The sequence below is a fragment of the Microbacterium sp. 05T445 genome, from assembly GCF_056395865.1.
This window is the reverse complement of the sequence record NZ_JBFTKJ010000002.1, coordinates 283,914-296,749: the sequence shown is the minus strand read 5'-3', so window position 1 is coordinate 296,749 and position 12,836 is coordinate 283,914. Positions and strand designations below refer to the sequence as shown.

Below are 12,836 nucleotides of genomic sequence, written 5' to 3'. Positions count from 1 at the left end.
GGGCGGCAAGCTATGTGCGAATTCTCAAAAGGTCAACAGGAATCTCTCAGGTTGAGCAGACCGCCCAACGCGACCGGGGCGAAGCGGGCCGATCCGCGCAGCCCGCGCAACCGGACGGGTCGGCGTGCATGTGCGGCGTCGCGTCGACGGAGCGCGTTCTGCTCAGAGCGGAACAGCCTGGGATGCCGCGCCCCGCCGTTCTATCGTGAGCGCATGGCCGAGATCATCCCGCTGCCGACGAAGCCCGCGGCCCGCACGCCGAGAGACCCGGAGCCGCTGTGGCGGGACGCGCTCGGCGAGCGCCTGCGTCGCCTGCGCCACGAACGGGGCGAGCGCCTCGCCGACACCGCCGACCGTGCGGGCGTCTCGCCGCAGTACCTCTCCGAGATCGAGCGCGGTCTCAAGGAGCCTTCGAGCGAGATGATCGCGGCCGTCGCGGGCGCTCTCGACGTGACGCTCATCGACCTCACCGCGGCCGTCGTCGACGACCTCCGTTCCCGCGCCACCGAGCGTGCGGCCGTCGGATGCCGCACCGCGTACGCCCTCGCCGCCTGATCCGCCCGTGCACGCCCCTGGCCGTTGTCGTGGGGCGTCGCTAGCCTGGGCCGGGTGACGCCCGCGAAGTCGGAAGCCGAGAACCTCGAGATCGACGGGCACGAGGTGCGCATCTCGAGCCCCACCAAGATCGTGTTCCCCGAGCCCGGGATCACGAAGCTCGACGTGGTCCGCTACTACCTCGCCGTCGCCGATGGCGCCCTGCGCGGGGCGGGCGGACGCCCGATGGTGCTCAAGCGCTTTCCGAAGGGCATCGACGCCGAGCCGTTCTTCCAGAAGCGCGTGCCCGAGAACCACCCCGATTTCGTCGACACCGCGACGCTGCACTACGCGCGCGGCACGTCGGCCGAAGAGGCGGTGATCCGGGATGCCGCGGGCCTGGCCTGGGTGGTCAACCTCGGCTGCCTGGATCTCAACCCGCATCCCGTGCGCGCGGAAGACCTCGACCACCCCGACGAGCTGCGCATCGACCTCGACCCGATGCCGGGAGTGGACTGGTCTCAGATCGTGGACGTCGCCTTCGTCGCGCGCGAGGTGCTCGACGACGTCGGGCTGGTGGGATGGCCGAAGACGAGCGGCTCGCGCGGCATGCACATCCTGGTGCGCATCGCGCCGCAGTGGGACTACAAGCAGGTGCGCCTGGCCGCCGAGACCCTCGCGCGCGAGGTCGAGAACCGCGCCCCGGGCCTTGCCACCGCCCGCTGGTGGAAGGAGGAGCGCGGCGAGAGCGTGTTCGTCGACTTCAACCAGAACGCGAAGGACCGCACCGTGGCTTCGGCGTACTCGATCCGCCCCCTCCCCGACGCGCGCGTGTCGACGCCGCTGGACTGGGACGAGGTGCGCGAGCGGCGCCCCGCGGAGTTCACGGTGCTCACGGTGCCGGCGCGCTACGCCGAGCTCGGCGACCCGCACGCCGGCATCGACGACGCCGTCGGCACGCTCGACGGGCTGCTGCGGCTCGCCGAGGAGCTCGGACCCGCCGAGAAGCCGCCGCGCGGCGGCGACGGGTCGGGCCGGCGGGTGTCGACGATGCCGCTCATCGAGGTCGCCCGCACCAAGGCGAAGTCCGAATCCGTGGCCGCGCTCGACGAGTGGCTGAAGCGGCATCCGGTCGCCGCGGAGCAGCTGCATCCCGCCGACGTGATGATCGACGGGATGCGCGGCTCGAGCTCCCTCTGGTACCGCGTGCGGGTCAACCTGCAGCACGTCGCCGAGGCGGATCGCCCGCCCCAGGAGCCGCTGATCGCCGACTACGACCCCTGGGAGGGCAAGGTCTGGCCCGGAGCCCCGGGCACCTCCCGCGGTCGCTGAGCGAGGAGCGCCAGCGACGAGACGAAGCGCAACGGACGTCGGTCCTCGGTGCGCGTTCCGTCTCGCTCCGCTCGCTCAACGACCGAGGCCCCGGTCGCTGAGCGAGGAGCGTCAGCGACGAGACGAAGCACACGGACGCCGGAGCTCGAGCTCGCTCAACGACCGGATGCCACCCCGCGGTCCAGCACGTGGTCGGCGATGCCGTACGCGACCGCGTCGGCCGCGGTGAAGACGCGATCGCGGTCGGTGTCGGCGCGCAGCTGCGCGGCATCCTTCCCGGTGTGACGCGCGAGGATCTCCTCCACCTCGCCGCGCACGCGCACCAGTTCGTCGGCCTGCAGGATGAGGTCGGGGATCGCGCCCCTCCCCTGCCCGGCCGGCTGGTGCAGCACGACGCGCGCGTGCGGCAGCACCGACCGCTTGCCGGGCGCGCCGGCGGCGAGCATGACCGCGCCGACGCCGATCGCCTGCCCGACGACCGTGGTGGCGACATCCGGTCGCACGTGCTGCATCGTGTCGTACACCGCGAGCATCGCCGAGGGGTCTCCGCCCTCGCAGTTGATGTAGAGCTGGATGTCGCGCTCGGGACTGTCGGCGTCCAGGTGCAGCAGCTGCGCGATGAGCGCGTTCGCGACGCCGGCGTCGATCCCGGTGCCGAGGTACACGACCCGCTCGGCGAGCAGGTGCGAGTAGACGTCCATGATGCGGTCGCCGCGCGGATGCTGCGCCACGACGTTGGGGATCGTGTACGAGGTCATGCCGCCACCTCCGCCGGTCCGAGCCCCAGCCCCGCGGGGCGTCGGCGACGCGGCACCACCTGCGCGAAGTGGTCGACGATGCCGTCGATGAACCCGTAGTCGCGGGCCTGCGCGGCGGTGTACCAGCGGTCGTGCAGCGAATCCTCGAAGACGCGCTCGAGGCTCTGTCCGGTGTCTTCGGCGATGAGGTCGAGCACGGTGTCGCGCGTGTAGCGGAGGTCGTCGGCCTGCACCTCGACGTCGACGGTCGAGCCGCCGATGCCCGCCGACCCCTGGTGCATGAGGATGCGGGCGTGCGGGAGTGCCCGCCGCTTGCCGTGCGCGCCCGCCGACAGCAGGAACTGCCCCGCGCTGCACGCCAGGCCCAGCGCGAGGGTCGCGACGTCGTTGGGGATGAGGTTCATGACGTCGCGGATCGCGAGCATCGACGGCACCGACCCGCCGGGAGAGTGGATCCACAGCGCGATGTCGGATGCCTCGTCCTCGGCCGCGAGCGCCAGCAGCTGCGTCGCGATCAGCGTGCCGTTGTCGTCGTCGAGCGGGCCGTCCAGCACGAGCACGCGCTGGTGGAACAGCTCGCGTCGCGCCTCGGCCCCGAACTGGGGGATCTTGCCTTCTTCTGCCATGCCCTCAGCCTGCGCGCGGGCCGAGGCGGCGGCATCCGTTTCCGCTCCGGGCGGCTCTGCCGTGGGCGGAGCGGGAGTCAGCTCGCCGCGGCAGGCGGCTGCACTCCGAGCTGCGCGTACCAGTCGCGCATGGCCTGCCGCTGCGGTTCGGAGCAGGTCTGCCCGTACCCGATGTTGACGTCCCAGTACTCGTAGGAGCTGACCCAGACGCGGTGATCGAGCTTCCAGCCGTCGAGGAACGTCAGCGCGAAGCAGTCGGCCATCACCTCGAAGTCGCCGGAGAACGCCGGGAGGGTGGCTTCGGTCGCGGCGCGATTGGTGAACTGCAGCACGTGCGCGAACTCGTGGTAGGCGATCCCGGTGCGCAGCTCGTCGGTCATGTACGGCAGCGTGTTCGCGGGGGCGTCGAAGTGGACGAGGTACGGGTCGTTCTCGAGCACGCAGCCCAGGATGCTGTCGTCGTCGCTGCCGCAGCGCTCGTCGTCCAGCACCGAGCGGACGAATCCCGCGCCCAGCCGATCGATGACCGATTCGTAGGTGGTGCCGCTCGCGTTCGTGCTCGCCTCCTGCTGCGCGGTGCTCCAGACGAGCTCGAGCTGGTCTGCCGCGAGCTCGGCCTGCTCCGTGTCTGCGGCCAGCTTCGTGGCGTCCCAGCGGTGCGACCATGCCCGGTCGGCGAGACGACGATAGTCCTCCCACGGCACGATCGTCGCGGTGAGCACGCCGTCGAACTTCGCGGTCGAGCCCATGAGTCCGGTCATCGCCGCGCCGAACTCCTCCTTCTTCTCGATCAGGTCGCGCTGCTCGTCGATCTCGTCCTGCTGCTGCTCGATCTCGTCGTGCTGTTCCGAGATCCGCTGCTGCGCCTGCATCCACTGCACGGCGACCCATGCGCCGGCGCCGATGGCGAGCACGAGCGCGACCGCCAGGATGCTGATCGCGACGATCGCTCCCCGCGAGCGCCGGGGAGCGGGCGCAGCACCGAAGGTTGCGGCCGGCGGAACGCCAGGACCGGGAGCCGCGGCGCCCGGGGCAGGGGACGTCTCGGACGGAGGGATGCCGGAACCAGGAGTCGCCGCACCGGTCACCGCAGGCGTGGGGACGCCGGAACCGGGGGTCGCGAGGATGCCGGCATCGACGGGAGCCTCGCCGTCCGCCGCCGGCACGTGCGCTGCGGCATCCGCCACCGGCTCCTGCGTCGCGGCCTCCACCTCCGTCGCGTCCGCGGCATCTGCTTCCGGTGCGGCCGCGGCATCCCTCACCTCTGCGGGATCCGGCGTCTGTGCCTGTCCGGCATCGGCGGGCGTCTCGCCCGGGCCGTCGGAGGGAGTCTCGTCAGGTGCATCCGTCGGAGGGACGTGATCATCCATGCCGGGGGACCGCCTTTCGCTGGGTCGCTGCCATGCCCCGGCGCCTCTCTCGGCGTCACCCGGTCAACACCCACGAGGGTGCGGCTCGCGCCAGTGTAGCCGGGAGCCCAAGGCCGCCCGGCGATTCGTCCACCGTGTGGATAACTCCCCCGGCTGCGTCTCCGCTCAGCGTGCGCGGCGCGAAGGGCTCTCGACGGCGGCCCGCAGCGCCTCGACGAACCCGGGCTGCACGGCCTCCGGGCTGAAGGCGGCCGCGGCCCGGCGTGCGTGTGCTGCGAGCTCCACCCGGCGTGCGTCGTCGCGCAGCACGTCGATCACCGCGTCCGCGAGGGCGTCGACGTCACCGGGAGGCACCATGACCCCGGCGTCGCCGACCGCCTCCCGCGGCCCGTAGCGGGCGTCGGTCGACACCACCGGCAGACCGCACGCGAGCGCTTCGGCGATCGAGAGGCCCTGCCCTTCGAATGCGGTCGACGTGAGGAAGAGCGAGGCGCGCGCGAACACGGCATCGCGCTGCGCGGTGGTGCCGTGGAGGGTGGTGGATCCCGCCACCCCGAGCTCGTCGATCAGCGCCTGCAGCTCGTCGCGCAGCGGCCCGTCGCCGTAGACGTCCAGGCGCGCGTCGGGCACCGCGGCCACGACCCTGGGCCACGCGCGGATCGCCAGATCGACGCGCTTCTGCGGCGCGAGCCGGTTGAGCATCACGACACGGTGCGGATCACGCCCCTCGCCGCCGGACGGCTCGGGTCCGAGGTCGATGGTGTTCGGCACGACGTGGAACGTGCCCGGATCGCCGAAGCGCTCCGCGATCTCGTCGCGCTGCGCGGCGGTGGGCCACAGCACGGCGTCGTATGCCTCGATCGTGCGCAACCATCGCTCCCACAGCCCGGTGACCGGAGCCTCGGGGTCATCGTGGGGTGCCGGGAGGTGCGAGTTGTGGATCGTGTGGACGATGCGCACGCGCGGGTCGTCCCAGCCCACCAGCGCCTCGCCCACCTGCCGCGACTCGCACACCACGACCAGCAGCCGGTCGCGATCGCCGGCCGCGGCGCGACGCTCGGCGGCGATGTGCTGGAGCCACGCGATGTACAGCCCCCCGAACCCCGCCAGCACGCGGTCGCCGTCCGGCGCGTGCACCACGACGGCGGCGTCCCGCAGGTGCCATTCGGGGTCGTTCTCGAACACCGGCAGCGACACGACCGGGCTCGACGCGCCGGGGACCGTGATCGTCCGGTACTGCACCCCCGGCGTGCGCTCCCCCGGAACCCCCGCCCGCAGGAGCCAGTCGGCGCCGGCGTGCAGCTCGTCGAAGAGGTTCCTCACGTGCGCGGCGTCGGACACGTGACCGCCGTCGACGAACGCCTGACGCTGGGCCGCGTGGTCGGCGGGCGACCCGCCGTCGATGCTCAGCATGAGCGGCTCACGAGCCCCGGATGCCTCCAGCAGCCGCAGCCGCGCGGGCACCGCCACCGCGAATCCGCCGTCGAGCCCCAGGGCGATGCGGCTGCCGAGCACGACGTAGTCGGCGTCGGGCAGCATGTCTGCGGGATCCGTCACCCGTCCATCCTTTCGCACGATGCCGGAAACGACGGATGCCTCGGACCGCAGTCCGAGGCATCCGCTCACATCACTCCCACTCGATGGTCCCCGGGGGCTTCGACGTGACGTCGAGCACGACCCGGTTGACCTCGCGCACCTCGTTGGTGATGCGGTTGGAGATCTTCGACAGCACGTCGTAGGGCAGGCGTGTCCAGTCGGCGGTCATCGCGTCCTCGCTCGAGACCGGGCGCAGCACGATGGGGTGGCCGTACGTGCGGCCGTCCCCCTGCACGCCCACCGAGCGCACGTCGGCCAGCAGCACGACCGGGCACTGCCAGATCTCGCCGTCCAGGCCCGCCTTGGTCAGCTCCTCGCGGGCGATGGCGTCGGCATCCCGCAGAATCTCGAGACGGTCAGCGGTGACCTCACCCACGATCCGGATGCCGAGGCCGGGGCCCGGAAACGGCTGGCGGGCGACGATGACCTCGGGAAGGCCCAGCTCGCGGCCGATGGCGCGAACCTCGTCCTTGAAGAGGGTGCGCAGCGGCTCGACGAGCTCGAACTGAAGGTCCTCCGGCAGGCCGCCGACGTTGTGGTGCGACTTGATGTTCGCGGTGCCGGCGCCGCCGCCGGACTCGACGACGTCGGGGTAGAGCGTTCCCTGCACGAGGAAGCGGATGGGCTCGCCCTCGGCGGCCGCCTCGGCGACCAGGTCGGCCTGCACCTGCTCGAACGCGCGGATGAACTCGCGGCCGATGATCTTGCGCTTCTGCTCGGGGTCGCTGACGCCGGCGAGGGCGTTCAGGAACTGCTCGCGGGCGTCGACGGTCACCAGGCGCACACCGGTCGAAGCCACGTAGTCCTGCTCGACCTGCTCGCGCTCGCCCTTGCGCAGGAGCCCGTGGTCCACGAACACCGCGACGAGCTGGTCGCCGACGGCCTTGTGCACGAGCGCCGTGGAGACGGCGGAGTCGACGCCGCCCGACAGGGCCGACAGCACGTGACCGGTGCCGACCTGGGCGCGGATCTTCTCGACCTGCTCGGCGATGACGTTGCCGCTGTTCCAGTCGGAGGGCAGCCCCGCCGCCTTGTGGAGGAAGTTCTCGATGACGTTCTGGCCGTAGTCCGAGTGCTTCACCTCGGGGTGCCACTGCACGCCGTAGAAGCGGCGCTCGTCGCTGCCGAACGCCGCCACCGGGGTCGCGCCGGTCGACGCCAGCACCTCGAAGCCCTCGGGCGCCTTGGCGACCTGGTCGCCGTGGCTCATCCACACGTTCTGCTCGACCGGCTGGCCGCCCAGCAGCACGCCGCCGTCACCCGTGACCGCGGCATCCGTCGCTCCGTACTCGCGCAGTCCCGTGTTCGCGACCTCGCCGCCGAGCGCCTGCGCCATGACCTGGAAGCCGTAGCAGATGCCGAGAGTCGGCACGCCGAGATCGAAGACGCCGGTGTCGAGCGCGGGCGCGCCCTCTTCGTACACCGACGACGGGCCGCCCGACAGGATGATCCCCACCGGGTTCTTCGCGGCGATGTCGGCGGCGGATGCCGTGTGCGGCACGATCTCGCTGTAGACGCCGGCCTCGCGGACGCGGCGTGCGATCAGCTGCGCGTACTGCGCGCCGAAGTCGACGACGAGGACGGGCCGCTGGGCGGTCTCAGGCTGTTCGGTCAACGCTTGTTCTCCGTAGGAATGGCGTGTGTGAGGGACGAGTGGTCGGAGCGGCTGTGCAGCTCTGCAGCCTCACGCTCCGTCAGGTAGGTCTTGACCTCGCGCGCGACGCGGGCCTCCATGAAGAACGACAGCAGCGGCACGATGCCACCGGCGGCGAGCAGGGCGAGGCGCCCGAGGTTCCACCGCATGAGGCTCCACACGCGGAAGCACGAGATCAGGTAGACGACGTAGAACCAGCCGTGGGCGACGAGGATGCCCAGCGACAGGTTGAACCCGTCACCGGTCGACTCGAGGCCCGACGCGGTCTCGACCACGGGGGCGAACCACAGGAACCCGCCGGAACCGCCCAGGAACAGCTCGTAGCCGACGACGTACTTGACGATCATCTCGGCGACCAGCAGCAGCAGCATCGTGCCCGTGATGATCGAGCAGATCTGGTAGAACCTCAGGGCTCCGCGGATCGCCGGAAAGGAAGCGAGCTTCGGGGCGCGGGGCATGACACCAGTCTACCCGCGGGATCCTGCGCCTCCGTCGGGCCGAATCGGGCCCGGATCAGGATGCCGCGGGCGCACCGTCCGCCGGCGCGGACGCGTCGTCGCGATCGGCCTCGTCGTCTTCGAAGTCCTCGAGCTCCTTCTCCCACGCGTCCTTCGCGAGGCGGTACCAGAGGTAGAACGCGAACCCGGCGAAGACCGCCCACTCGACCGCGTAGAAGATGTTGAGCCAGTTCAGGCCCGACCCTTCCTGCGGCGCGGGCGAGGAGATGTCCAGGAGCAGCCGCGGCGCCGTCTCGGACGCCAGATAAGGCCGGTACACGTTCAGCTCTTCGGCGTCGTGCCACCGGCCGAGCAGCGCCGCCGGCGACATCCGCGTCATCGTCTGCGGGTCGGCATCCTGTCGCGGCGGCACCGGTCCCTCGTCCGAGATGATCCGGCCGGTCACCGTGACCGGGTTCTCCGCCGCGTCGGGGGCCTCGGCATCCCATTCGAGCTGATCCACGGCGTTCTGCGCCTCGTCGGCGGTCGACGCCCACCCGAGGGCGACGGCGAGCGACGTCGGCTCGTCTGTGCCGGCCACGCGCAGCTGCCCGGTCACCCAGTAGCCCTTGACGCCGTCGTTGTAGCGCGACTCCACGATGAGGAAGTCGCCGGGCACCCACGTGCCGCTCACCTCGACCCGCTGACCCACCAGCGGCTCGGGGAGGTACTCGCCGGGCGCCACGACGTCGGCGATCGGCTGCACCTCCTCGGTCGCTCCGGGCGGCACCGGGTTCGTCTGCACGGCACGGCCCAGCTGCCACTGCCCGAGCCACGCGAACACCCCCGCGACCACGAGGCACAGCAGCAGCATCCCGATCCAGCGGGGACGCAGCATCACCTCGCGCAGCGTCGGGGGGAAGACCTCCTGCGGCCGTTCCGGGTGCGCGGGCTCGCTCATCCGGCGGCGTACGGGGCGAGCACGACCTCGACGCGCTGGAACTCCTTGAGGTCGGAGTACCCGGTCGTGGCCATCGACTTGCGCAGCGCCCCGATGAGGTTCGCGGTGCCGTCGGCGACGGGCGCCGGGCCGTAGAGGATCTCTTCGAGCGGGGCGACCTGGTCGACCTTCACGCGGCGACCGCGCGGCAGCTTGGCGTGGTGCGCCTCGGGACCCCAGTGGAAGCCGCGGCCCGGCGCATCCGTCGCACGCGCGAGTGCGACGCCGAGCATGACGGCGTCGGCGCCCATCGCGATCGCCTTGACGATGTCGCCCGAGGTGCCCACACCGCCGTCGGCGATGACGTGCACGTAGCGCCCGCCCGACTCGTCCAGGTAGTCGCGGCGCGCGCCGGCGACATCCGCGACGGCCGTCGCCATGGGGGCGTGCAGGCCGAGGGTGGCACGGGTGGTGGATGCCGCTCCCCCGCCGAAGCCGACGAGCACCCCGGCAGCGCCCGTGCGCATGAGGTGGAGGGCCGCCGTGTAGGTGGACGCGCCGCCCACGATGACCGGCACGTCGAGGTCGTAGATGAACTTCTTGAGGTTCAACGGCTGGTCGACGCTCGAGACGTGCTCGGCCGACACGGTGGTGCCGCGGATCACGAACAGGTCGACGCCGGCGGCGACCACCGTCTCGTACAGGTCCTGCGTGCGTTGCGGCGTGAGCGAGCCGGCGACGGTCACCCCGGCCGCGCGGATCTCGGCGAGCCGGTCGCGCACGAGCTCGGGCTTGATCGGCTCGGAGTACAGCTCCTGCATGCGGCGGGTCGCGGCGGCCTTTTCGAGGCCGGCGATCTCGGCCAGCAGCGGCTCGGGGTCGTCGTAGCGGGTCCACAGGCCTTCGAGGTCGAGCACGCCGAGGCCGCCGAGCTGGCCCAGCATGATCGCCGTGCGCGGGCTGACCACCGAGTCCATGGGGGCGCCGAGCACCGGGATGTCGAAGCTGAACGCATCGATCGACCACGCGGTCGAGACGTCCTCGGGGTTGCGCGTGCGCCGCGAGGGCACCACCGCGATGTCGTCGAACGTGTACGCGCGCCGCGCGCGCTTGGACCTGCCGAGTTCGATGTCCATGCTCACCTGTCCAGCCTACCTTCCGGTCTCCGCCCGGCCCGATCCCCGGATTCCGCGGGTTTCCGGCCGCTGTTCGGCCGTCTGCGCTGCATCCGAATTCCGGACGATCGCACGGTTCTCGGACCGACGCGCCGCTCAAGGCCCGATTCGCCCGCGCGACTCCGAAAACCGGATCCGCCGAACGGGCCCATGGGCAGGGGGGACGGATGCCGCGGGCCGCGGCATCCGCTTCCCCTCAGCGTGCCCGCGCGACGCGCGACTCGTCCCACACCGGTTCGTCGGACTCGAACACGCGCCCGTCGGAGCCGAACACCAGGAACCGGTCGAAGGACTTCGCCAGCCAGCGGTCGTGCGTGACCGCCAGCACCGTGCCCTCGAACCGGGCGAGGGCGTCCTGCAGCGCCTCCGCCGAGACGAGGTCGAGGTTGTCGGTGGGCTCGTCGAGGAGGAGCAGCGTCGCGCCCGACAGCTCCAGCAGCAGGATCTGGAACCGCGCCTGCTGGCCGCCCGACAGGCTGTCGAAGGTCTGCTCGGCCTGGGCGACGAGGCCGTAGCGGTCCAGCGCGCTCGAGGCCGCGTCCCGCGGGAGCCCGGCGCGGGCGTCCTCGCCGCGGTGGAGGATGTCCAGGAGCGTGCGCCCGTCGAACTCGGGGTGGCGGTGGGTCTGCGCGAACCACCCTGGCACGACGCGCGCCCCGAGGATGCCCCGCCCGGTGTGCGCGACAGGCTCGAGCCCGGCGCCCGTCGTGGTCAGGTGCCCGAGCCGGCCGTCGGGGTCGGTACCGCCGCGGGCGAGCAGCCGCAGGAAGTGCGACTTGCCCGAGCCGTTCGAGCCGAGCACCGCGACGCGGTCGCCGAACCACACCTCGAGGTCGAACGGCTTCATGAGCCCGCTGAGCTCGAGCTGCTCGGCGACGACCGCGCGACGGCCGGTGCGCGCACCGCGCAAGCGGACGTCGAGCTCCTGCTCGCGCGGGCGCTCCTGCGGGGGCCCCGCCTCCTCGAACTTGCGCAGCCGCGTCTGCGCCGCGCGGTAGCGCGACGTGAAGCTGTCGTTCGCGGTGGCCTTGACCTTGAGGGTCGCCACGAGCTCCTTGAGCTTGACGTGCTGCTCGTCCCAGCGCCGCCGCAGCTCGTCGAGGCGCGCCATCCTGTCGTCGCGCGCCTGGTGGTACGAGCCGAACCCGCCGCCGTGCACCCACGCCGTGCTGCCCGCACCGCCCGCTTCGAGCGTCACGATCCGGTCGGCGGCCCGGGCCAGCAGCTCGCGGTCGTGCGAGACCAGCAGCACGGTCTTCGGCGTCTCGCGCAGCCGCTCCTCGAGCCACCGCTTGCCGGGCACGTCGAGGTAGTTGTCGGGCTCGTCCAGCAGCAGCACCTGGTCTGGTCCGCGCAGAAGCGCCTCCAGTGCGAGCCGCTTCTGCTCGCCGCCGGACAGCGTGGTGAGCTCGCGATAGCGGGCCCGGGCGAACGGGATGCCGAGCGCCGCGGTCGTGCAGGTGTCCCACACCGTCTCGTACTCGTAGCCGCCCGCTTCGGCGTAGTCGGCGAGCGCTCCCGCGTACCGCATCTGGGTGTCGAGGTCGTCGCGCTCGATGATCGCGGCCTCGGCGTCCTCGAGCTCACGCGCGGCGCGCCGCACGCGGTCGGGCGCGACCGCGATGAGCAGGTCGTGCACGGTCTGTCCGGCCTCGCCGTGCCCGACGAACTGGTCCATGACGCCGAGGCCGCCGTCGATCGAGACGACACCGGCGTGCGCCGCGGTCTCGCCTCGGATGATCCGCAGCAGCGTGGTCTTGCCGGCGCCGTTCTGACCGATGAGCGCGGTCGTCGACCCCTCGCCCACGCGGAACGAGACCTCATCCAGGAGCGGCCTGCCGTCGGGGAGCGCGTACGAAACGGCGGCGATGTCGATGTAGCCCACGGTCTTCCCTGTCTGCTCCGCAGAACCGGTCCGTCCGATGGGGAGCCGACCAGACTACCCCACTTCGCAACGCCCGACGCCGATCGCCGCGCGATCCCGGCGCCGCGGGGGCAGGGCCGAGAGGCTCACGCCGCGGGCGCGGCGTACCTGCCGGAGCGGATCGCGCGCTCGCGCGCCTTCGCGGCCTCGACCTCGCGGTTCTTCGGCGGCACGGTCGCGACGAGGTCGTCGAGCAGGTGCTGCGTGAGGTGCGCGATCTCATGGACGGCGTGGTCGAACGCGTCCTGGTTCGCCTTCGAGGGCTTCGTGGTGCCCGCGATCTTGCGCACGTACTGCAGCGCCGCGGCGTGCACCTCGTCGGAGGTCGCCGCAGGCTCGAAATTGTGGAGCGTGTGGATGTTCCGGCACATGCCCCCGACCCTACGCCGCCCCTCGGACGCCGGCCAGGGCGCGGCATCCTCCCCCTCGCCGGCGTCGAGACCGTACATCCTCGCCGAAACCGCAGGTCGTCCGCGCAGGCGAACGTGGT

12 protein-coding genes are annotated in these 12,836 nt (G+C 71.9%); 2 read left to right on the top strand and 10 right to left on the bottom strand.

All coding sequences use genetic code 11. The annotated features are described in order from the left end of the window. Window positions 1–213: 213 nt before the first annotated feature. Together AC1DDU_RS10935 and ligD are read left to right on the top strand one after the other, a co-directional pair. Window positions 214–555, top strand: coding sequence for a helix-turn-helix domain-containing protein (locus AC1DDU_RS10935; protein ID WP_477433967.1), 342 nt, complete (start codon window positions 214–216; stop codon window positions 553–555). 54 nt (window positions 556–609) lie between these two features. After that, a complete protein-coding gene (ligD, locus tag AC1DDU_RS10930) occupies window positions 610–1,866 on the top strand; it encodes a non-homologous end-joining DNA ligase (RefSeq protein WP_477433965.1) in 1,257 nt (418 codons plus the stop codon). Window positions 1,867–2,021: 155 nt separating this feature from the next. On the opposite strand, the gene AC1DDU_RS10925 is transcribed toward ligD, so the two are convergent. The 10 genes from AC1DDU_RS10925 to AC1DDU_RS10880 form a co-directional block, all read right to left on the bottom strand. Then, window positions 2,022–2,624, bottom strand: coding sequence for a ClpP family protease (locus AC1DDU_RS10925; RefSeq protein WP_477433963.1), 603 nt, complete (start codon window positions 2,622–2,624; stop codon window positions 2,022–2,024). Next, window positions 2,621–3,250 carry a ClpP family protease gene (locus tag AC1DDU_RS10920; protein ID WP_477433961.1) on the bottom strand — a complete coding sequence of 210 codons (630 nt, stop codon included), beginning with the start codon at window positions 3,248–3,250 and terminating at the stop codon, window positions 2,621–2,623. Before AC1DDU_RS10920 ends, AC1DDU_RS10925 begins: the two co-directional genes overlap by 4 nt. 77 nt (window positions 3,251–3,327) lie before the next feature. Continuing rightward, complete coding sequence (locus AC1DDU_RS10915; protein ID WP_477433959.1) at window positions 3,328–4,620, bottom strand: hypothetical protein; 1,293 nt, start codon at window positions 4,618–4,620, stop codon at window positions 3,328–3,330. 165 nt (window positions 4,621–4,785) lie between these two features. Next, the gene (locus AC1DDU_RS10910; protein ID WP_477433957.1) at window positions 4,786–6,177 is read right to left on the bottom strand and encodes a glycosyltransferase; all 1,392 of its coding nucleotides are present in this window, start codon (window positions 6,175–6,177) and stop codon (window positions 4,786–4,788) included. A 70-nt stretch (window positions 6,178–6,247) separates the two neighbouring features. Then, window positions 6,248–7,831, bottom strand: coding sequence for a glutamine-hydrolyzing GMP synthase (gene guaA, locus AC1DDU_RS10905; protein ID WP_477433955.1), 1,584 nt, complete (start codon window positions 7,829–7,831; stop codon window positions 6,248–6,250). After that, window positions 7,828–8,328 (bottom strand): DUF3817 domain-containing protein, encoded by a 501-nt coding sequence (locus AC1DDU_RS10900; RefSeq protein WP_477433953.1) that lies wholly within the window; start codon window positions 8,326–8,328, stop codon window positions 7,828–7,830. Before AC1DDU_RS10900 ends, guaA begins: the two co-directional genes overlap by 4 nt. 55 nt (window positions 8,329–8,383) lie before the next feature. Continuing rightward, the gene (locus AC1DDU_RS10895; RefSeq protein ID WP_477436799.1) at window positions 8,384–9,205 is read right to left on the bottom strand and encodes an SURF1 family protein; all 822 of its coding nucleotides are present in this window, start codon (window positions 9,203–9,205) and stop codon (window positions 8,384–8,386) included. A gap of 59 nt (window positions 9,206–9,264) precedes the next feature. Continuing rightward, a complete protein-coding gene (locus tag AC1DDU_RS10890) occupies window positions 9,265–10,383 on the bottom strand; it encodes a GuaB3 family IMP dehydrogenase-related protein (RefSeq protein ID WP_477436797.1) in 1,119 nt (372 codons plus the stop codon). Window positions 10,384–10,618: 235 nt separating this feature from the next. Continuing rightward, on the bottom strand, window positions 10,619–12,307 hold the full coding sequence (locus tag AC1DDU_RS10885; RefSeq protein WP_477433951.1) for an ABC-F family ATP-binding cassette domain-containing protein: 1,689 nt from the start codon (window positions 12,305–12,307) through the stop codon (window positions 10,619–10,621). A 125-nt stretch (window positions 12,308–12,432) separates the two neighbouring features. Beyond that, the gene (locus AC1DDU_RS10880) at window positions 12,433–12,717 is read right to left on the bottom strand and encodes a DUF2277 domain-containing protein (RefSeq protein ID WP_477433949.1); all 285 of its coding nucleotides are present in this window, start codon (window positions 12,715–12,717) and stop codon (window positions 12,433–12,435) included. Window positions 12,718–12,836 lie beyond the last annotated feature (119 nt).

What these genes read in the sequence shown, in the direction of transcription:
- AC1DDU_RS10890 (WP_477436797.1), bottom strand. Translation starts at nt 10,383, where the DNA reads ATGGACATCGAACTCGGCAGGTCCAAGCGCGCGCGGCGCGCGTACACG.
- AC1DDU_RS10880 (WP_477433949.1), bottom strand. Translation starts at nt 12,717, where the DNA reads ATGTGCCGGAACATCCACACGCTCCACAATTTCGAGCCTGCGGCGACC.
- AC1DDU_RS10900 (WP_477433953.1), bottom strand. Translation starts at nt 8,328, where the DNA reads ATGCCCCGCGCCCCGAAGCTCGCTTCCTTTCCGGCGATCCGCGGAGCC.
- AC1DDU_RS10920 (WP_477433961.1), bottom strand. Translation starts at nt 3,250, where the DNA reads ATGGCAGAAGAAGGCAAGATCCCCCAGTTCGGGGCCGAGGCGCGACGC.
- AC1DDU_RS10915 (WP_477433959.1), bottom strand. Translation starts at nt 4,620, where the DNA reads ATGGATGATCACGTCCCTCCGACGGATGCACCTGACGAGACTCCCTCC.
- AC1DDU_RS10935 (WP_477433967.1), top strand. Translation starts at nt 214, where the DNA reads ATGGCCGAGATCATCCCGCTGCCGACGAAGCCCGCGGCCCGCACGCCG.
- AC1DDU_RS10895 (WP_477436799.1), bottom strand. Translation starts at nt 9,205, where the DNA reads ATGCTGCGTCCCCGCTGGATCGGGATGCTGCTGCTGTGCCTCGTGGTC.
- AC1DDU_RS10925 (WP_477433963.1), bottom strand. Translation starts at nt 2,624, where the DNA reads ATGACCTCGTACACGATCCCCAACGTCGTGGCGCAGCATCCGCGCGGC.